This is a genomic window from Streptosporangium sp. G12, from assembly GCF_052983175.1.
Genome location: NZ_JBRIQO010000024.1, coordinates 86,957 through 106,640 on the forward strand (window position 1 = coordinate 86,957; position 19,684 = coordinate 106,640).

Consider the following 19,684-nt stretch of genomic DNA (forward strand, 5'->3'; position numbering starts at 1 on the left):
TGAGCCGGGCGAAAGGATACCCTTTGGTCAATCGCGACACAGAGGAGTCAGCACGGTGCAGTGGCCGACGTTCAATGTGAGGCCGTACGTCTGCGGTGGCATCGGGCACCTCGACGAGGCCGTCCTGGAGACGCTGCGCGGGGCCGGGCCGCGGGTCAGGCCGGCCGTCCAGGCCGGGAACGCGGCCCTGTTCAGCTCCTCCCCGCTGCCTCCCTACCAGCGGGACGAGCGCACCTGGGCCTTCGCCTGGGGGGAGCGCAAACCCGGCGGGGCGGCCCCGTGGATCACCGTGGCGGAGACCTACGAGACGCCCGGCCTGATCGACGACGGCGAGCGGATCACGCTGCACGCCGGAGGTCTCGGCCTCGTCGACGTCTACTACCTGTCCCACGGCGGGGCTGTCTACTTCTCCTCGCTGCTGGAACCGCTGCTCTCCCTGGCGCGCACGCCGTACGAGATCAACTGGGACGCCTGGGCCTCGATCATCCAGATGACCTTCCCGCTGCGCGACGACACCCCGTACACGCAGGTGAAACGGCTGCCGGGGGCGAGCGCGCTGGTCTTCGACCGGGCGGCGGGCCGGGTCGGCGTCGAGCGGATGCTGCCCAGGTGGCTGCGCGAGGAGCCCTACGAGGCGGGCCGGACCGCCGGGGAGATCCTGGAGATCCTGCACGAGGTCTACAAGGAGTTCGACGGGCGCCCGCTGCTGGTGCCGGTCAGCGGCGGCTACGACTCGCGGCTGCTGTGCTCGGTGGCGGTGGCGCGCGGGGCCGACGTGGAGTCGTGGACGACCAGCCCCGACGACGGCACCGACACCGACATCGTCTTCGCCAAGGCGATCACCCGCGAGCTGGGCGTGCGCCACCGGGTGATCCCCCAGGACGCCGCCGCCTACCCCGACGACGCGCTGGCCGCGGCGCGGCGGCTGGAGTTCCTCACCCCGCACCACGCCTGGTACACCCCGTTCGCCCGCGAGGTGCACCGGGCGGGACGCACCCTGGTCGACGGGCTGGCCGGGGGGCCGCTGCTGAAGAACTTCATGGTCAGCGGGGCCGCGCTGGACGCCTCCACGCAGGCCGAGCGCAAGGCCGCGCTGCTCGGCTCGCTGACGCTGGGCTCCCCGTCCGTGCCGTTCCTGTCGGAGGAGGCCGAGGCCTGGATCACCGACAGCGTCGGGCACGCCTTCACCCAGTCGACCGCCATGCTCAACGGCCACCGGGCGGAGCTGCCGCTGTCGGTCCTGCACACCAGGACCGCGCGGGGCATCGCCCGCTCGCCGGTCAACCTGGTCGGCCCCGAGGCCTCGTTCGCGGCGCCGTTCATCCACCCCGCCTTCTTCGACGCGGCGCTCTCGGTCGGCGTGCACCGCAAGGACCAGGGGCGCTTCTACCGCGAGATCCTGTACGCGGCCAACCCCCGCGTGGCCGCGCTGCCCTCCACCAACGTGGTCAAGCAGCCGCTCCAGCGGGTCCCGCTCCGCTCGGCCGCCGCGCCCGCCAGGGAGTACGGGCACCGGATGCTCAGCCGGGTCGCCGGCACCGTGCCCTCGCTGCTGTCGGAGCAGCTCCACGCCGTGATCGCCGAGGGTCCCGACGGGCTGGCGCGGTTCAACGGCTGGAACGACCGCTTCTGGGTACGCGGCCTGGTGCTGTTCGGCGCCTGGCTCGGCGACTACCGGGACGACCTCCCCGACCTCACCCCTCCCTGGGCCTGACCCACCCGCCCCGGTCCCACCCCCTTTTCCCCTTCTCCAGGCCCGGCTCACCCCGCCCCGGACCCACCCCTGCCCGGGCCCGACCCACCCCGCCCCGGGCTCGGCCCGGCCCCTGTGACCCACCCGCCGGACCCCTATGACGTGGTCCGGCGGAGCCTCGCGACGCCTCCGGGGGCCGGGTCTGGAACCCCTGAACCGGGGGCCGACCCGTACTCTCTCCGGGCACCGCGCGTACGGGCCTGACCTGCGGGCACAGCACGAGACCGTTCTTTCGGGGCGTCCCATGTTTCGCCTGTGAAAACGGTGAGCGACGCCACGATTACGCGGCCTCGACGCGATGCGCGCGGCGATTCCGTGGGGCGGTGGCGACGTCCCACGCCAAGGGGGGTTCCACGGCGTCGGACGGCTGGTAGTGTTCGGCCCAGAAAGCGCCACAAGGGACGGCACAGAATCACAAATTCGGTCCGCCCGAGAGCATGGAGCTCGTGGGGATGACGGCTCCCGCCGGCGCGGTCACCAAACATCATCAGCCGGAGCATCCGGTGACTTCGTCCTGCCCTCCATCACCGTGAGCGAGAACACGATGACCCCATCCCCCCTCCCCTCCCCTTCCCAAGAGTCCGTGGCCGAGGACTTCGTCTCGGCGGACCCTCAGTGGTACAAGCGTGCGGTCTTCTACGAGGTCCTGGTCCGCGGGTTCAAGGACTCCAACGGCGACGGCACCGGCGACCTGCGCGGCCTCATCGAGAAGCTGGACTACGTCGAGTGGCTCGGCGTCGACTGCCTGTGGCTGCTCCCGCTGTACGAGTCTCCCCTGCGTGACGGCGGATACGACATCTCCGACTACATGAAGATCCTGCCGGACTTCGGCGACCTCGGAGACTTCGTGGAGCTGATCGAGTCGGCGCACAAGCGGGGCCTGCGCATCATCACCGACCTGGTGATGAACCACACCAGCGACAGACACCCCTGGTTCCAGGCGTCCCGGCACGACCCCGAGGGTCCGTACGGCGACTTCTACGTCTGGTCCGACGACCCGACAGGGTATCCCGACGCGCCGATCATCTTCGTCGGCGCCGAGGAGTCCAACTGGACCTACGACCCGGTCCGCAAGCAGTACTACTGGCACCGCTTCTTCCACCACCAGCCCGACCTGAACTACGAGAACCCGGCGGTCCAGGAGGCCATGCTGGAGGTCCTGCGGTTCTGGCTGGACCTGGGCATCGACGGCTTCAGGCTCGACGCGGTGCCCTACCTCTTCGAGCGCGAGGGCACCGACTGCTCCGGCCTGCCGGAGACCCACGCGTACCTGAAGAAGGTCCGCGCCGAGGTCGACCGCCTCTACCCGGACCGGGTGCTGCTCGCCGAGGCCAACGGCTGGCCCGAGGACGTGGTCGAGTACTTCGGCGACCCCTCGGTCGGCGGCGACGAGTGCCACATGGCCTTCCACTTCCCGCTCATGCCGCGCATCTTCATGGGGGTGCGGCAGGGCAGCCGCGAGCCGATCTCCGAGATCATGTCGCGGACGCCGAAGCTCCCCGACAGCGGCCAGTGGGGCATCTTCCTGCGGAACCACGACGAGCTGACGCTCGAGACGGTCACCGAGGAGGAGCGCGACTACATGCACGCCGAGTACGCCAAGGACCCGCGCATGCGGGCCTACCTCGGCATCCGGCGCCGTCTCGCCCCGCTGCTGGAGAACGACCGCGACCAGATCGAGCTGTTCACCGCGCTGCTGCTGTCGCTGCCCGGCTCCCCGGTCATGTACTACGGCGACGAGATCGGCATGGGCGACAACATCTGGCTGGAGGACCGCGACGCGGTCCGCACCCCGATGCAGTGGAGCCCCGACCGCAACGCGGGCTTCTCCAAGGCCGACCCCGGGCGCCTGTACCTGCCCGTCGTCATGGACCCGATCCACGGCTACCAGGCGATCAACGTGGAGGCGCAGCAGAAGAACCCCGCGTCGCTGCTGCACTTCACCAGGAACATGCTGGCCATCCGCCGTGACCACCAGGTCTTCGGCACCGGTGTCTACAACGAGCTGTGGTCCAGCAACCAGGCGGTGCTCAGCTTCGTCCGCGAGGACGGCGACGACCTGATGCTGTGCGTCAACAACCTGTCGAAGTACCCGCAGCCGGTCGAGCTCGACCTGCGCCGCTTCGCGGGCATGACCCCGGTCGAGGCCAGGGGCGGGGTGCGGTTCCCCCCCGTGGGCACCCTGCCGTACCTGCTGACCCTGCCCGGCCACGGCTTCTACTGGTTCTCGCTCAAGAACGCCGACATCCCCGGCGTCGAGGGCTGAGCCCCTCCTGAGAGGGAGCGCCCCGGGACGGCCACCGTCCCGGGGCTATCGCGCGGTGACCGGGACCTGGGCGCGGGCCGCGCGCCCGGCCGGGATCAGCGTCACCAGCAGGGCGGTCCCGACCGCGACGAGCATCGCGACGGCGAGCGTCAGGGCCGAGGGCGTACGGCCGATCCCCGCCCCGACGCCGCTGGTGTGCCCCTGCAGGTCGATCAGCCCGCCGGCCAGCGAGGCACCGGCCGCGGCGCCCGCGACCACGCCCAGCACGATCAGCAGACCGGTCCCGGTGACCAGGGTGGCGGCCACCTGCCGGGGCGTGAGACCCATGGCCTTGAGCACCGCCAGGTCGAAGGCGTGGTCCCGCAGGCCCAGCGCGCTCGCCGTCAGGAGGTTGGCCAGGCCGAGCAGGGCGAGCACGACGATCAGCGCCACGATCACCACGCGGATGATCGCGAGCCGTTCCGCCGGGTTGACCACCCGCTGCACCTCCAGGGCCTCGCCCGAGGCGATCAGCAGCCGCGCCCTGACCTCCGCCGGGTCGGCGCCCGGCCTGAGCACCAGGCTGTAGAACTGCGGCGGCACCGCGTCCTTGGCCGCGAGGCTGTCGATGCCGAAGGAGAGCACCTCGCCGTCCTGGTCGGGCTCCACCACCCGGCCCACGAGGTGCACGATCAGCGGGGTGCCGCCGACGGTGAGCCGGACCCGGTCCCCGATCTTCACGTCCAGCAGGTCGAGCAGCCCCTGCCCGGCGACGGCCTCGCCCCTGGCGGCGTACATCCGCCCCTCGACGACCGAGAAGGGGTACGGCTCGGCGGAGGTTCCGGCGGCGCGGGCCAGCACGCTCCTGGTCTGCTCGGGCTCCAGCGCGGGCACCTCGGTGCCGGGGTAGACGGTGAGCACCCCCGGATCGGCTCTCGCGATCCGCAGGGCGTCGTCGGCCGGGAGCTTGTCCGGGCGCACGGTGAGCGCCGCCGCCTGGCCGACCCGCTCGGGGTGGCGCAGGAAGTCGTCCAGGGTGGCCCAGCAGCCGAGCCCGATGGTGATCATCATCATCGGGACCGCGACGCCGAAGATGCTCAGGAACGCCGGGGCGCGCCGGGTGAAGGCGTCGCGGGTGCCCAGGACCAGGGCCGGAGGCAGCCGTACGAGCAGCGCCAGGCGCGCCAGCCGCGACAGGTGCCCCCTGGGCGGCGCCGCGGGGGCCGCGGGAACGGGCGGGGTGCGGCCGCCCCGCCAGGCGGGCAGGGCCACCGCCACCAGGACCACGGCGGCGGTGCCGCCGGCGATGGCGAGCAGCGGGACCGGGGAGAGCGGCAGGATCGGAACCCCGTCCAGGACGAACGAGGCGGCGACCTGGCCGCAGACCAGCCCGATGACGATGCCGAGCAGCCCGAGCGCCCCGTGCTCGGCCATGAGCACGCCGAAGACCTGGCCCCGGGTGTAGCCGAGGGACTTGAGGGTGGCGATGTCGCGCGTCTGGCTCAGCACCCGGCCGCCCACCGCGTTGGCGATGGCGAGCGCGGCGGCGACCAGCCCGGTGATCCCGAACAGCGCGAGCAGCAGGCCGAGCAGCCGGTTGTCCAGCTCCATCGAGGCGCGGACCTCGCGCCAGGTGGACATCCGCTGGATCTGCCCCTCCAGGAGGGTGACGGCGCCGTGGACGGCGGGCAGCGTGGCCTCGCCGTCGGACAGGCGCAGCCCGGTGACCGACTCGCTGCGGCCCAGCGCGGGCTCGACCCTGGCCAGGACGGGCGCGAGCGTCCAGGCCAGGCCGGGCGTCCACTCGGGGTAGAAACCCTGGTCGGCGGTGTCGGCCAGGCCGACCACGACGAGCGGGTGGGTGGCGCCGTTGAGCGCGGTCACCGGGAAGGTGCCGCCCACCCGCAGGCTGAGCGCCCTGGCGAAGGAGCGCTCGACGACCACGCCGTCGGTGTCGCCGGGGCGCAGCGGGCGCCCCTCGCGGATCAGGGGGACGGCGACCCGCGGCGGCGTCGCGGACATCTCCCTCAGCGCGACCGGTGACTTCTTCCCGTCCAGCGTGAGGGTGACCGGGGCCGACCGGTAGGGTCCGGCGACCTGGACCACGCCCGGGAGTCTCGACAGCGCGGTCCGGTCGGGGGCGTCCTTGGTGTGTATCCACACGTGCGCGCCCCTGGACTCGGCGAACAGCCCGCGCCACGGGTTGGTGCCGTCCTCCAGCAGGGTCGCGGAGGTGATCAGCGCGGTGACGATCCCGGCCACGGCCAGCACCGTCAGCAGCGCCTGGACCCTGCGGGCCCTGAGGTCGGCCCGGATCCACCTGACGGAGGCGCGTACGGTGCTCACCGCGACGCTCCCCGCACGGCTCGTGAAACCCGTGAGGCCCGCGCGGCCGCGGGCCGGGGAATTCGCGCGGTCGCGGGCGGGGAAGGCAGGAAGCGCACCGTCAGCCTCTCAGCTCGACGACGTCGCCCGCGCTGCCCTTGGGACGGCGGCGGGCCAGCCCGGCGCCGCCGTCGTCGACGATCTGGCCGTCCAGGAGGGAGACCACCCGGTCGGCCAGGCTGGCCACCCTGGCGTCGTGGGTGACCAGGATGACGGCCTGGCCCTCGCGGTGGACCTCGCCGAGCAGGCGCAGGACGTCGCGGGTGTTGCGGCTGTCGAGGTTCCCGGTGGGCTCGTCGGCGAGCAGCAGGCTCGGTTCGTTGGCCAGCGCGCGGGCCAGCGCGACCCGCTGCTGCTCGCCCCCGGCGAGCTGGGAGGGGGCGGCGTCGGCGCGGGCGGTCAGGCCGAGCTCGCCGAGGAGGTACTCGCGGCGCCGGCGGGCCTCGCGCGTGGAGGCGCCGGCCAGCAGCGCGGGCAGCTCGACGTTGTCGGCCACCGTCATGTTGGCGACGAGGTTGAAGAACTGGAAGACGAAACCGATCTTCCGGCGGCGCAGCAGCGCCCAGGCGCTCTCGTTGAGCGTGTCGGCCCGCTGCCCGTCGAGCCAGATCTCGCCGCTGGTCCTGGCCTCGAGGCCGCCGATCATGTGGACCAGGGTGGACTTGCCGGAGCCGGACGGGCCCATGACCGCCACGAACTCCCCCGGGCTCACCCGCAGGTCGACCCCCCGCACCGCGGGCACCGGAATCCCGCCGTCCTGGTAGATCTTGACGAGGTTGACGGTTTCGACCACGGGAACCACGGGAGACGTCAACTCAGCTCCTCCTGGCAGCGTTCGAGCCAGTCGAGGTCGGCCTGGAGGTGCAGCATGGCCCCCTCGACCAGCAGGAGCGCGACGCGGTTGTCCGGGTCGGTCCGCTCGGCGAGCTCGTTGAGGTCACGCATGAGTCCGAGGTAGTGACGGCGCTGGCGGTTGATCATCGCCATCCTGTCGGCGATGCCGGTCATCGGGGCCAGCACGAGTTTCATGAAGAACTCGTCCCGGACCCTGGGCCCCTCGGTGGGCTCGTCCACCCACGTGTCGAGGATCTCGCGGCCGGCGGCCGTCAGATAGTAGACCTTCTTGTTCGGCCGGTTGGACTGCTCGACGTCCACGGCACGCACCAGGCCGTCCTTCTCCAGACGGCCGAGCGTGACGTAGATCTGCCCGATGTTCGGTGAAGGGTAGGCGCTGCCGAAGATCTGTTCAAGTGCCTGTTTGAGCTCGTAGCCGTGGGCAGGTTCCTTCGCGAGGAGCGCCAGCAGCGTCAGCCGCACGCCCCACCTCCTCGGAGAGCTCGTTACGTGAGCGTTACGGGGTTATCCGTTGACGGTGATGTTATCGCTATGCATAACATGCATGCATCTACCTAACACGTATGTAACCAACTGGAAACCGGGAGGTCATGGTGCGCCGACTCATCCCCGTCGCGCTCACCGTGCTTCTCGGGCTTCTCGGGGCGGGGTGTTCGGCGGCCGGCGAGCGGGAGGGCGAACGGTTCGGCGGGACCGGTCCGTTCACCCTGGTGATCGGACGCCCCGCGACCGCCTACCTGCAGCCGCTGCTCGACCGGTGGAACCAGACCCACCCCGGGGAGCGGGCGACCCTGCTCGAACTCCCCGAGGCGGCCGACGAGCAGCGGGCCCAGATGGTCGCCAACCTCCAGGCCAGAAGCGACCGGTACGACGTGATCGGGCTGGACGTGATCTGGACCGCCGAGTTCGCCGAGGCCGGCTGGATCCTGCCGCTGGAGCGCGCGATGTTCCCGCTCGGCCGGTTCCTGCCGCCGGTCGTCGACACGGCGGTCTACCGGGGCAAGCTCTGGGCGGTCCCGTACACCAGCAACGCCGGCCTCCTCTACTACCGCAAGGACCTGCTGGCCAAGGAGGGCTTCAGGCCGCCGAGGACCTGGGAGGAACTGCGCGCCCAGGCGCGCGTCCTGCACGACAAGTACGGCATCGGCGGCTACGCGGGGCAGTTCCTGGCCTACGAGGGCCTGACCGTGAACTTCGCCGAGGCCGTGCAGTCGGCGGGCGGGCAGATCCTCAGCCCGGACGGCACCAAGGTGACCATGGACGTGGCCAGGGCGAAGGCCGGCCTGGACTTCCTGGTGGACGGGTTCCGGGAGGGGTGGATCCCGCAGGAGTCGCTCTCCTTCAAGGAGGACGAGGCGCAGCTCGCCTTCGAGGAGGGGCGGCTGGCCTTCGCCCGCAACTGGCCGCACGCCTACGGACCGGCCACCACCTCGGCGGTCGCCCGCAAGTTCGGGGTGACCCGGCTGCCAGGTCTCGACGGCCCCGGCACCGGCTCGCTCGGCGGCTACAACCTCGCGGTGAGCGCCTTCTCCAAGCGGCAGAAGTCGGCCACCGAGTTCATCCGCTACTTCACCAGCCTGGAGAACCAGCGGCGGGTGCTCGCCGACGGCTCGTTCCCGCCCGTGTGGGCCGAGCTGTACGACGACCCCGGCCTGATCAAGCGTTTTCCCTACCTGCCGGTCCTGAAGCAGAGCATTCTCTCCGCCCGGCCCAGGCCCGCCAGCGCCAACTACGACCAGGTGAGTCTGGTGATCGCCAGCGCGGTCTCCAACGCCCTCACACCGCCCTTCACCGAGCACGACAGCGAGGACGTCGTCTCCTCCATGAAGGGCCAACTCGAAGAGATCATCCGGGCTCAATGACGCCGGGCCGGCCCCCGGCACAAGCCGTCATCCCCATTTCGGCTGCTTGTTCGTCCCATATATCGCTCCATTGTCTGCCTCAACGTCTCAGGAGGTCTGTTCAGCATGCGCAGAACCATTGCCGCGGTGACGACGGCGGGACTCGCTCTGGCACTCGCCGCGTGTGGCGGCGGCGAGTCGGCCACCCCGGCACCGACCACGAGCGGCGGCGCGTCCGCGTCGGCGCCGGCCGCCGCCAAGACCCTCGAAGGGGTGACCGTCGAGGTCGCCGCCAAGTGGACCGGCGCCGAGCAGGCCAACTTCGAGGCGGTGCTCAAGGCGTTCCAGGCGAAGACCGGCGCCAAGGTCACCTACGCCTCCACCGGCGAGGACACCGGCGCCTACCTCGGCCCGCGCATCGAGGGCGGCAACCCGCCGGACGTCGCGATCCTGCCCCAGCCCGGCCTGGTCCAGCAGTACGCGGACCAGAAGGCGCTCAAGCCGCTCACCGCCGAGGTCCTGAAGCAGATCGACGACAACTACACCCCGTACTGGAAGGAACTCGGCTCCGCCGACGGCCAGTCCTACGGCGTGCTGGTGAAGGCGGCCCACAAGTCGCTCATCTGGTACCGCGACCAGGCCTTCCAGGACGCCGGCGCGACGCCGCCGGCCACCTGGGACGACCTGATCAAGACCGCCCAGACGGTCGCCGACTCCGGCACCCCGCCGTTCTCCCTCTGCGGCGCCTCCGGCTGGACCCTGACCGACCTGTTCGAGAACGTCTACCTGTCCACCGCGGGCCCGGAGAACTACACCAAGCTCTCCAAGCACGAGATCCCGTGGACCGACCCCAGCGTGACCACCGCGCTGGAGAAGATCGCGCAGCTCGTCGGCAAGAAGGAGTTCCTGCTCGGCGGCTCCGCCGGCGCCCTGCAGACCGACTTCCCGACCTGCGTGACCCAGGTCTACGGCCAGGACAAGTCGGCGATGGTCATCGAGGCCGACTTCGTGGGCGTCACGGCCGAGCAGTCGGGCGCGAAGCTCGGCGAGGAGGCCAAGTACTTCCCGTTCCCGAAGGCCGGTGAGACCGAGCCGGTCGTGCTGGGCGGCGACATCGCGGTGGCGCTGAAGGACTCCAAGGGCGCGATGGCGCTGCTGGAGTTCCTCGCCTCCAAGGAGGGCGGCGAGGTCTGGGCGAAGCTCCCCGGCTACCTCTCTCCCAACCGCAACGTCTCGCCCGACAACTACCCGGACGAGCTGACCAAGAAGCTCGCCGAGACGATCATCGCCGCCGGCGACGCCGTCCGCTATGACATGTCCGACCTCGCGCCCAGCGCCTTCGGCGGGACCGACGGCAAGGCCGAGTGGAAGTACCTGCAGGACTTCGTCCGCGATCCCTCGGACGTCAAGGGCATCCAGGCCAAGCTCGAAGACGCCGCCAAGCAGGCCTGGAAGTAAGGGGGAGCGGCCGTGACCGATCGGTTAGACGGCCCGCAGGGCTCGCGTGGCGGCGACGCCGCCCGCGACCCCTCCTCCGGACCGGACGACACCCAGCGGCCGGCGCAGGACGCCGGCCCCGCCCACACTCCGGAACCCACCCCGGAGCCCCGTACGACCGGCACTCCGGCCGCCGCGGCCCCGGAGGCCCCTGAGCCCTCCGGGGCGACGGCCTCCGGCGAGGGGGACGGCCACCCGGCCCTGGCCGACGTCAGGTCGGACGACCCCGCCGCGCCGGTCGCCGAGCCCGTCGCCGAGCCGGAGCTCGCGACCGCCGGGGCCGCGGCGCCCGCGGCGGCGCCGGCGGTGATACCCGCCGGGGCCTCCCGGCTGGGGCCTCCGCCGACGCTGGCGCTCTGGTTCCTGCTGCCGGGCGCGCTCGTGCTCGGCGTGATGGTGATCTACCCGATCATCTACTCGATCTTCCGGAGCCTCTACGACGCCAGCGGCGGCACCTTCGTCGGGGCGGACAACTACGCGACGATCTTCAGCGACTCCTCCACCCTGACCACGATCAGGAACAACCTGATCTGGGTCGCGGTGGCTCCCGCCCTGGTCACCGTGATCGGTCTCATCTTCGCGGTGCTGACCGAGCGGATCCGCTGGGCGACCGCGTTCAAGCTGGTCGTGTTCATGCCGATGGCCGTCTCACTGATGGCCTCCGGCGTCATCTTCCGCCTGGTCTACGAGCAGGCCCCCGACCGGGGCGTGGCCAACGCCGTGATCACCTCGGTGACCGGTCTCTTCGGCTCGGACCAGGGCTATCCGGACGCCCGTCCCAGGGAGAACGACCAGTCCCCGGTCGCCCCCGGGCAGGGCGGCGGGGTGGTGGCCAAGCGGCCCGCGCAGCCCGGGCAGGCGGTGCTCCTGCCGCTCGTGGGCGTGAAGCCCGCCACCCTCGCCTCGGCCTCGACGGCGAAGGCGGCCCAGCCGGGCCCCGGCGAGCTGGCCGGGACCGTCTGGTTCGACTTCACCCAGGGCGGCGGCGGCGCGCCCAACCAGGTGGACGGCACCGAGAAGGCCCTGGCCGGGATGACGGTCGAGGCGGTGCAGAACGGCGCCGTCAAGGCCACCGCCACCAGCGGGGCCGACGGCACCTTCCGCTTCACCGGGCTCGCTCCCGGCGAGTACCAGGTGCGGCTGCCGCAGTCGAACTTCGACGCGGCCTTCGGCGGTATCCCCTGGCTGGGCCCGACGCTGATCACCCCGGCGATCATCGGCGCGTTCATCTGGGTGTGGGCCGGGTTCGCCATGGTGCTGATCGCGGCCGGGCTCGCGGCCATCCCGCGGGACGCGCTGGAGGCGGCCCGCATCGACGGCGCCACCGAGTGGCAGGTGTTCCGCAAGATCACCGTTCCGCTGCTCGCCCCGGTGCTGCTCGTCGTGTTCGTCACAATGATCATCAACACCCTGAAGGTCTTCGACCTGGTCTTCGTCATCGCGCCGGGATCGGTGCAGCCTCAGGCCAACGTGATCGCGCTGGAGATGTGGCGGGTCTCGTTCGGCGGGGGCAGCAACCAGGGGCTGGGCAGCGCGCTCGCCATCTTCCTGCTGGTCCTCGTCCTGCCCTTCATGATCATCAACATCCGCCGGTTCAGGAGGGACAACCAGTGACGACCTCCACCCTTGGCGCCCCGCCCCGCAGCGCCCTCGGCAGGATCGTGGACCGGCTGGGCGGCGGCCTGGTCCAGGCGGTACTGGTGGTGATCGGCCTGTTCTGGCTGGTTCCCACCCTGGGCCTGTTCGTGGTCTCGATCCGCGACGAGACGGCCAACAACTCCACCGGCTGGTGGACGGTCCTCACCAAGCCGGCCGAGCTGACCTTCAAGAACTACTCCGACCTGCTGGCCACCGGGTTCACCGCGTCGTTCTGGAACACCGTGTTCATCACGGTGCCCTCGACCGTCCTGGTGATCGGCATCGCCGCCATGGCGGCGTACGCGTTCGCCTGGATGGAGTTTCCCGGCAGGGACGCGCTGTTCCTGGTGGTGGTCGGCCTGCTGGTGGTGCCGACCCAGATCGCGCTCATCCCGATCGCGAAGCTGTACGGCTCCGCCGGGATCTTCGGCTCCATCGTGAGCGTGGTGCTCTTCCACGTCGCCTTCGGACTCCCCTTCGCCATCTTCCTGCTCCGCAACTTCTTCGCGGGCATCTCACGCTCGCTGCTGGAGGCGGCGCGGATGGACGGCGCGGGGGAATGGAAGATCTTCTCCACCGTGGTGTTCCCGCTGGCCAAGCCGGCGGTCGCCTCACTCGGGATCTTCCAGTTCCTCTGGGTCTGGAACGACCTGCTCGTCTCGCTGGTCTTCGCCAACACCGAGAACCAGCCGATGACCAAGGCCCTGCAGTCCCAGATGCGGCAGTTTGGGACCAACGTGGACATTCTTGCGCCAGGAGCTTTCCTGTCGCTGATCATCCCGTTGATCCTCTTCTTCGCCTTCCAGCGGTATTTCGTCCAGGGGATGATGGCCGGTTCGGTGAAGTGAGTCACAGGGGCAGGCCCGGTGCGACACGCTGATTTCCAACACTTTCCAGCACGCGCCGTACCGGGCCTAAAACCTCGATAGGGTCCTGCACATGGCCGCACGCCCCTTGAACGAAGTCGTGGAAGCCGGGTGGGCCAAGGCCCTCGAACCCGTCGCCGAGAAGATCGCCGAGATGGGCGAGTTCCTCCGGAAGGAGGTGGCGGAAGGCCGGCAGTACCTCCCCGCGGGCGCCAACGTGCTCCGGGCCTTCCAGCAGCCCTTCGACCAGGTCAAAGTGTTGATCGTGGGCCAGGACCCGTACCCCACGCCGGGGCACCCGATCGGCCTGAGCTTCTCCGTGGCCGCGGACGTGCGCCCGATCCCGGGCAGCCTGCGCAACATCTACAAGGAGCTCACCGAGGACCTCGGGCTGCCGATGCCGAGCAACGGCGACCTGACCCCCTGGACCGAGCAGGGCGTGCTCCTGCTCAACAGGGTGCTCACCGTCATGCCGGGCAAGCCCGCCTCGCACCGAGGCAAGGGCTGGGAAGAGGTCACCGAGCAGGCCATCAAGGCCCTCGTCGCCCGCGACAAGCCGATGGTGGCGATCCTGTGGGGGCGCGACGCCCGCAATCTGCGCCCGATGCTCGGGTCCACCCCGGCCATCGAGTCGGCCCACCCCAGCCCCCTGTCGGCCCGCAGCGGCTTCTTCGGCTCCCGCCCGTTCAGCAGGACGAACGAGCTTCTCGAGCAGCAGGGCGCGGGCCCCGTGGAGTGGAAGCTCCCCTAGGCAGTTCTCACCCCACCCAGGCACTAGGATTTACACCATGAGTGATGTATCGGGCACCGAACGCTATCTGCGTCTGACCGTTGAGCTGACCGTGGAGGTGCAGGACCTCGCCGCCCTGCAAACCGCCGCGCTGAAGGAGATCAACCACCCTGACGCCGATCTGGACGACGACGAGCGTAAGGAGCAGGCCGAGCTGGTCTCGGCCGACGACACCGGCGCCAGCGCGCTGCAGTGGCTGATCGAGCCGGACCACGTCCTGGGCCTGATCGAGCACGTCGACCAGATCGAGCCCCGTGAGGCCGTGCTGGGCGTCGAGCCCTCCGACGGCCCCTCGGACGAGGATGAGGACGACGACCACGCGGGCCACGACCACAGGCACTGAGACCACGGCACTGAGACGATCACCGCCGGGGCTTTTCACTGCCGGGGCTCTTCACCGCCGGGGCCCACCGGGAAGGCCCGCGCCTCAGCCGGTGACGATGACCTTCTCGCGGCGGGCCACCAGGGCGTCCCGCTGCCGGGCCAGCTCTTCGAGGCGAAGGTCCAGACCGTCGACCGTGCGCCTCACCCACTCGGCGACGTCCGCGACGGCCGCGCCGGTCTCCGCGATCCGGTGGTGCTTGATCGCGTCGGTGATGATGTTGTCGAAGAACATGTCGGCGAACCAGCGGGTGTCCACCTTGGGAAGCTTCGGGGTGACGTGCACGCCGATGTCGACGAGCTCCCTGGAGAAGGTGTCCAGCAGCTGCTGGGCGTGCCAGGCGGCCTCGTCCGCGTTGCGCAGGTGGCCGTGCTCCACCATGTCCGCGAAGCCGCCCCCGGCCAGCATGTCCCACCTGGAGGCGCCACGGGCGCCGCCGAGGCAGCGCAGGACCTCGCCGACCCCGTGGAGCGCGTCGACCCCGGCCTGGTGGGCCTCCTGATGCTCCACGAGGCCGGCGCGGGTGTCGGCGAGGCGGTTGCCGATCTCGACCAGCTCACGACCCTCGTGGGCGCCGGAGGCGACCAGCCGGCGCTCCTCCCGCTCCAGCAGCGCGTCGTACTCCTCCCGCGCCGTCCCCAGCCCGGCGAGCCCCTCGTCGACGGCCGCCCGGTCGGCGTTCAGCCATTCGAGGCGGTTGCGCTGGCCGTCCAGGCGTTGCCGTACGGCCAGCGCCTCGGCGCGCTCCCTGGCGAGCCGCTCCTCCCTGGACCCGGTGAGCCCGGACAGGAGGGCCGCGAAGCCGCCGCCCTCCAGTTTGGAGACGTCCCGCTCCTCCTTGGCGAGCTGCTCCTCAAGGTCGCCCAGGAGCGCCCCGACCTCGTCGAGCTGCACGGCCACCGCCTCGCGCCTGCTGGTCAGTTGTTCGAGCCGGCGCACCCGTTCGCGGGCGGCGAGCAGGGCGTCGGCGGCGTTGTCATAGGGGGTCACACCTGTGCGACGCGCGGGGAGGACGATTCGTTCCGAACCTCCCCGGATCATCGCTCACGGCCCCCGCCCGGCCGGGCTCAGCCCATGGACACCAGGGGCGCCGGATAGCCCGGGACGCCCGAGGGGAGCCTCCAGGGCTCGTGGATCATCCGCGTGGGCACGGCGTCGAGTTCGGGGACGTGACGGCGGACGTACTCGCCGTCCGGGTCGTACCTCTTGGCCTGCCGGATGTGGTTGACGGGCCGGTTGGGCCGGGTGTCGTTGCCGGTCCCCGCCACCCACTGCCAGTTGCCGTAGTTGTTGGCGACGTCGCCGTCGAGCAGCAGGTCGAAGAAGTGGTCGGCGCCGACGCGCCAGTCGACGCCCAGCCGCCGGACGAGGAACGAGCCCACGATCAGGCGCGCACGGTTGTGCATCCAGCCCTCGGTGAGCAACTGCCGCATCCCGGCGTCCACGATCGGAACCCCGGTCATGCCGGCCTTCCACGCCTGCGCCGCGTGGTCGTCGTCGCGCCACTCGTGCCCGCGCGGCCGGTAGTCGTCCCGGTTGACGCGCGGGAAGGCCCGTGTCACCTGGTAGAAGAAGTCACGCCAGCACAGCTGCCTGACGAACTCGTCGGCCCCCCTGCGGTCCTCGCCCTCCTCTTCCACCTCCCCCACGTCCCTCGCGTCACCCGCGCCCCCCGCCTCCCTGGCGAGCGCCTCCAGCTCCAGCGGCGAGACGCAGCCGAAGCGCAGGTAGGGGCTGAGCCTGGAGGTGCGGTTGCCCGCCATGTCGTCGTGGCCGTCGGCGTAGTCCTCCACGCAGTGCTTCAGCCACTGCTCCATCCTCCGGCGCCCGGCCTTCTCGCCGCCCCTGAACAGCTCGTACGGCTCACGCCCCGGCTCGGGCAGCTTCCCGGCCCTCAGGCCGCCGGGGACGTGCACCATGTCGGGGGCCTTGAGCACCTCCCTGCGCGGCTGCCGGGCCCAGGCCCGCAGGTAGGGCGTGAAGACCCGGTAGTGGTCACCTCCGCCCGTCGGTCTCAGGGCGTCGGGGGGTACGATCGTCAGGCCGGGGAACATCCGGAACGCCGTCCTGAGGCGCTCGCACTCCTCGGCCAGGCGCCGTTGCCTGCGTCGCGCGAGGGTGCTGACGTCCAGGCTGGTGTGGACGGCCTGGGCCTTCGTCTCCTCCGCCAGGCGCATCGTCTCGGCGACCGGGTCGCCGTGGCGCACGACCAGCTCGCCACCCCGCTCGCGGAGCGATCCACGCAGGTCGGCGAGACATTCGGCGAGGAACCCCCCGCGGTTTCCCGAGGGAATGGCGGGGTCGGAGACGAAGAGCGGTATGACATGACGTGCGCGCTCGCACGCCGCGGCGAGCGCCGGGTGGTCGTGCACCCGGAGGTCGCGGCTGAACAAAACGATCACAGTATCGGTCACGTTTTTCCTTCGCCCGGTAACGCTCCGTCGGTTGCGTCCGCCAAAGGCCCGGAACTCGAAAGAACGTTCAGGGAGCGACCGCTCCCCTCGCCTGTCACGCTGGTACCGCACATAGCAGGCTCGAAATGGGATGAGATGGACGAGCAGCGTCAAGTGGTAGCCGACGAGGAGCCCGGATACGGCATCGGAGCCGTCGCACGGCGCCTCGGAGTACCCGCCCCCACGCTGCGGACCTGGAACCTACGTTACGGCGTGGGCCCGAGCCGCCGGAGCCCGGGGGGACACCGGCGCTACGACGCCCGTGACCTGTGGCGTCTGGAGGAGATGAACCGGCTCATCAGGAGCGGGATTCCGGCCTCCGACGCGGCACGGAGGGTCCTGCGGATCGAGGTCGTCCCCCCCGCGCCTCCTGCGGAGCGGGAGCGGGAGCGGGAACCCGAGTGGCCGACCCCGAAGGGGATCCCGTCCCTCACGGCCGATCGGCGGCCGGGCGTGCCGACGGTGGCGATGCTGGCGCGGGCGGCGATGATGCTGGACAGCGGGGCCGTGCACGACTGGATCGGCGCGGCGCTGGCCAGGCACGGCGTGCTGTGGACCTGGGAGCGCCTGGTGATGCCGGTCTTCGAGACGATCTGCAGGCGCCAGTCCGAGAGCGGGGCGAGCATCGAGGTCGAGCACCTGTTCTCCGACCGGCTGATGGCCGCGCTGATCGGGCTCACCGAACGTCCCGCCCGGCCGGCCGGCCCGCGTCCCGTGCTGCTCGCCTGCGCCGAGAACGACCTGCACAGCCTGCCGATCTACGCGCTCGCCGCCGCGCTGACCATCGAACATCAGGTGGAGACCCGGGTGCTGGGCGCCCGGACCCCGTACCCGGCGCTGGCGGACGCGATGCGGCGGCTGGGGCCCTCGGTGGTCTTCGTCTGGTCCCAGCTGCCCGAGACCGGGGACCCCGCCCCGCTCGTGTCGCTGCCCGTGCTCCGCCCGCCGAGCCTGGTCGTCGCCGGCGGCACGGGCTGGTGGGAGGGCCTGCCCGCGTCCATCCCGCGCGTCGCGTCGTTCCAGGACGCGATCACCCGCGTCACGGCCGCCGCCCTGGCCTGATCCTTTCCCGGCACGCCTCGCCCCTCCCGGCACACCTCCGACCCTCCTGAAGGGCGCCTCCTCCTCTCCCGATCGGCCAGGCGCACCACCGGCCCCCGGGCCCGCTCCCCCCGCCGTTCCGCCTGCCCGGCCCCCGCCGCCTCAGGCCGCCTCAGGCCGCCTCAGGCCGTCCCAGGCCGTCTCGCGCCACCTCTCCCCGCCCACGCACCTGCGGGCACCTCCGTGCCGCTCGCTTGCGATCACGGCCGTTGAGCGAGTATGAATAAGTTTTGAGTAGCTTTTCTCGGTAAGAGGAGGCATCATGACAGACCCCCTGAACACCCGGTTCGCCGCGGGCGACGAGGCGGCGCTGGTCGAGTGCTTCCAGGTCCACGGACCCCTCGTCCGTTCCTACCTGCGGCGGTTCGTTCGCCCGCAGGATGTCGACGATCTTCAGCAGATCGTGTTCGTGGAGGTCTGGCGTTCCAGGCACCGCTTCGACCCGGCGCGCAGCCTCCCCGCCTGGATGCTCGGCATCGCCCACAAGCGGGCGGTCGACCAGCTGCGGATCCGCACCCTGCAAACGGTGCCGCTGGACGTCGTCGCGGACCGCACCGGAGCCGACGGCCGGACCGACGGTGACGGGCTGGCGGAGCGCGACCAGGTGCAGCGGGCGCTGGCCGAGCTGCCCGCACCGCAGCGCCAGGCGATCGAGCTCGCCTACTACGGCGACCTGACCCAGCGGGAGATCGCCGAGAGGCTGAGCGTCCCGCTCGGCACGATCAAGGCACGTACGGCACGCGGCCTGCGCCGCCTGTCCGGCATCCTCGGCACGGCCTCGACGGGCGGCCTGCACGCCGAACCCCGCCGGGGTGAAGTGGCCGCCGCGCGTGGCGCGGACGGTACGGGCGCGATCGGCGCGATGGACAAGGTGGGCACCATGCACGGAACCGGCCGGATCGACGAGACGGGCGAGCAGGTCGTCAGACCGAGAATCGCGGTGTCCAGCTGCCTGATGGGCGAGCCGGTCCGGTTCGACGGCGGGCACAGCCGCAACCGGTTCCTCAACGGCGAGCTCGACAGACACGTCGAGTGGGTGCACATCTGCCCGGAGATGGAGATCGGCCTCGGCAGCCCGCGCGAGACCCTCCGCCTGGAGCTCTCACCGGACGGTACGCGGCTGGTCTCCAGGAAGAGCCGGGTGGACCTCACCGACAGGATGACCGCCCTCGCCGAAGAACGTGCTCCGGCCCTGCGCGAGGTGGACGGCTACGTCCTCAAGTCCAGGAGCCCCAGCTGCGGGGTGCACGGCATCCCCGTCCACGCCGGGGGCACGACCGTGGACCACAAGGGCACGGGGGTGTTCGCGGCCGCGGTGCTCGGCACCCATCCGCTGCTGCCCGTCGAGGACGAGGGACGGCTCAACGACGCCCTGCTCCGCGAGACCTTCGTGGAACGGGTCTTCGCCCGTGCCCGGCTCCGCGCGCTGCTGGAGAGCGACTGGCGCCCTCGTGACCTGGTGTCCTTCCACGCCCGGCACAAGATGCAACTGCTGGCCCACAACCCCGCGGCCTTCCGGGAGGCGGGCAGGGTGGTGGCCCAGGCGGGCACGAGGCCCCGTGAGGAGCTGGCCGCCGACTACGCCCGCGTCTTCGGCACGGCGCTCGCCGCCAAGGCCAGCATCGGCCGGCACGTCAACGTCCTGCAGCACTGCGTGGGCATGGTGGGCGACGCGCTCGACCCGGTGCGCCGGGCCGACCTGGCCGAGGTCATCGCCTCCTACCAGGCCGGGCGGGTGGCGCTGAGCGTACCGGCGACCCTGATCCGCCACCACGCCCAGGGCCTGGCCGCCGGCTACGTGCGGGACCAGACGTACTTCTCCCCGTACCCCGAGGACCTCCGGCTGCGCAACCACGTGCCGGCCTGAGCCCGCGGCCG

The 19,684-nt window shown here is 71.3% G+C and carries 15 protein-coding genes and 1 pseudogene; 11 read left to right on the top strand and 5 right to left on the bottom strand.

Annotation, left to right across the window (positions count from 1 at the left end):
* The first annotated feature begins 55 nt into the window (after positions 1-55).
* Together ACVCAG_RS32835 and treS are read left to right on the top strand one after the other, a co-directional pair.
* Positions 56-1,714: an asparagine synthetase B family protein gene (locus ACVCAG_RS32835; RefSeq protein WP_447191040.1), complete on the top strand. Its 1,659-nt coding sequence runs from the start codon at positions 56-58 to the stop codon at positions 1,712-1,714.
* Positions 1,715-2,297: 583 nt separating this feature from the next.
* Complete coding sequence (treS, locus tag ACVCAG_RS32840) at positions 2,298-4,019, top strand: maltose alpha-D-glucosyltransferase (RefSeq protein ID WP_447191041.1); 1,722 nt, start codon at positions 2,298-2,300, stop codon at positions 4,017-4,019.
* A gap of 45 nt (positions 4,020-4,064) precedes the next feature.
* Here the strand turns inward: treS and ACVCAG_RS32845 are convergent, their stop codons facing one another.
* The 3 genes from ACVCAG_RS32845 to ACVCAG_RS32855 all read right to left on the bottom strand — a co-directional run bounded on the left by ACVCAG_RS32845 (position 4,065) and on the right by ACVCAG_RS32855 (position 7,700).
* A complete protein-coding gene (locus tag ACVCAG_RS32845) occupies positions 4,065-6,344 on the bottom strand; it encodes an FtsX-like permease family protein (protein ID WP_440087217.1) in 2,280 nt (759 codons plus the stop codon).
* Between the two features lie 100 nt (positions 6,345-6,444).
* Positions 6,445-7,197: an ATP-binding cassette domain-containing protein gene (locus ACVCAG_RS32850; RefSeq protein WP_440087216.1), complete on the bottom strand. Its 753-nt coding sequence runs from the start codon at positions 7,195-7,197 to the stop codon at positions 6,445-6,447.
* Positions 7,194-7,700: a helix-turn-helix transcriptional regulator gene (locus ACVCAG_RS32855; RefSeq protein WP_440087215.1), complete on the bottom strand. Its 507-nt coding sequence runs from the start codon at positions 7,698-7,700 to the stop codon at positions 7,194-7,196. Before ACVCAG_RS32855 ends, ACVCAG_RS32850 begins: the two co-directional genes overlap by 4 nt.
* 128 nt (positions 7,701-7,828) lie before the next feature.
* Here ACVCAG_RS32855 and ACVCAG_RS32860 point away from each other — a divergent pair, with 128 nt between their 5' ends.
* The 6 genes from ACVCAG_RS32860 (at position 7,829) to ACVCAG_RS32885 (ending at position 14,213) form a co-directional block, all read left to right on the top strand.
* Complete coding sequence (locus ACVCAG_RS32860; RefSeq protein ID WP_440087214.1) at positions 7,829-9,100, top strand: ABC transporter substrate-binding protein; 1,272 nt, start codon at positions 7,829-7,831, stop codon at positions 9,098-9,100.
* Positions 9,101-9,205: 105 nt separating this feature from the next.
* On the top strand, positions 9,206-10,537 hold the full coding sequence (locus tag ACVCAG_RS32865; protein WP_440087213.1) for an extracellular solute-binding protein: 1,332 nt from the start codon (positions 9,206-9,208) through the stop codon (positions 10,535-10,537).
* 12 nt (positions 10,538-10,549) lie between these two features.
* Positions 10,550-12,190: an ABC transporter permease subunit gene (locus ACVCAG_RS32870; protein ID WP_440087212.1), complete on the top strand. Its 1,641-nt coding sequence runs from the start codon at positions 10,550-10,552 to the stop codon at positions 12,188-12,190.
* A complete protein-coding gene (locus ACVCAG_RS32875; RefSeq protein ID WP_440087211.1) occupies positions 12,187-13,062 on the top strand; it encodes an ABC transporter permease subunit in 876 nt (291 codons plus the stop codon). Before ACVCAG_RS32870 ends, ACVCAG_RS32875 begins: the two co-directional genes overlap by 4 nt.
* 91 nt (positions 13,063-13,153) lie before the next feature.
* Positions 13,154-13,831, top strand: a complete 678-nt coding sequence (locus ACVCAG_RS32880) for a uracil-DNA glycosylase (RefSeq protein ID WP_440087210.1) — start codon at positions 13,154-13,156, stop codon at positions 13,829-13,831.
* A 37-nt stretch (positions 13,832-13,868) separates the two neighbouring features.
* Positions 13,869-14,213 carry a hypothetical protein gene (locus tag ACVCAG_RS32885; RefSeq protein ID WP_362844853.1) on the top strand — a complete coding sequence of 115 codons (345 nt, stop codon included), beginning with the start codon at positions 13,869-13,871 and terminating at the stop codon, positions 14,211-14,213.
* A gap of 84 nt (positions 14,214-14,297) precedes the next feature.
* Here ACVCAG_RS32885 and ACVCAG_RS32890 read toward each other — a convergent pair whose 3' ends face one another.
* A complete protein-coding gene (locus tag ACVCAG_RS32890; RefSeq protein ID WP_440087209.1) occupies positions 14,298-15,242 on the bottom strand; it encodes a hypothetical protein in 945 nt (314 codons plus the stop codon).
* A 77-nt stretch (positions 15,243-15,319) separates the two neighbouring features.
* Complete coding sequence (locus ACVCAG_RS32895; RefSeq protein WP_440087208.1) at positions 15,320-16,666, bottom strand: FAD-binding domain-containing protein; 1,347 nt, start codon at positions 16,664-16,666, stop codon at positions 15,320-15,322.
* 135 nt (positions 16,667-16,801) lie between these two features.
* On the opposite strand from ACVCAG_RS32895, the gene ACVCAG_RS32900 reads away from it, so the two are divergent.
* The 3 genes and pseudogenes from ACVCAG_RS32900 to ACVCAG_RS32910 all read left to right on the top strand — a co-directional run bounded on the left by ACVCAG_RS32900 (position 16,802) and on the right by ACVCAG_RS32910 (position 19,673).
* Positions 16,802-17,767 carry a MerR family transcriptional regulator gene (locus ACVCAG_RS32900; protein WP_447191042.1) on the top strand — a complete coding sequence of 322 codons (966 nt, stop codon included), beginning with the start codon at positions 16,802-16,804 and terminating at the stop codon, positions 17,765-17,767.
* Between the two features lie 301 nt (positions 17,768-18,068).
* Positions 18,069-18,554, top strand: a pseudogene (locus ACVCAG_RS32905) (RNA polymerase sigma factor); the annotation flags it as partial.
* A 132-nt stretch (positions 18,555-18,686) separates the two neighbouring features.
* Positions 18,687-19,673: a YbgA family protein gene (locus ACVCAG_RS32910; RefSeq protein ID WP_440087284.1), complete on the top strand. Its 987-nt coding sequence runs from the start codon at positions 18,687-18,689 to the stop codon at positions 19,671-19,673.
* Positions 19,674-19,684: the final 11 nt, after the last annotated feature.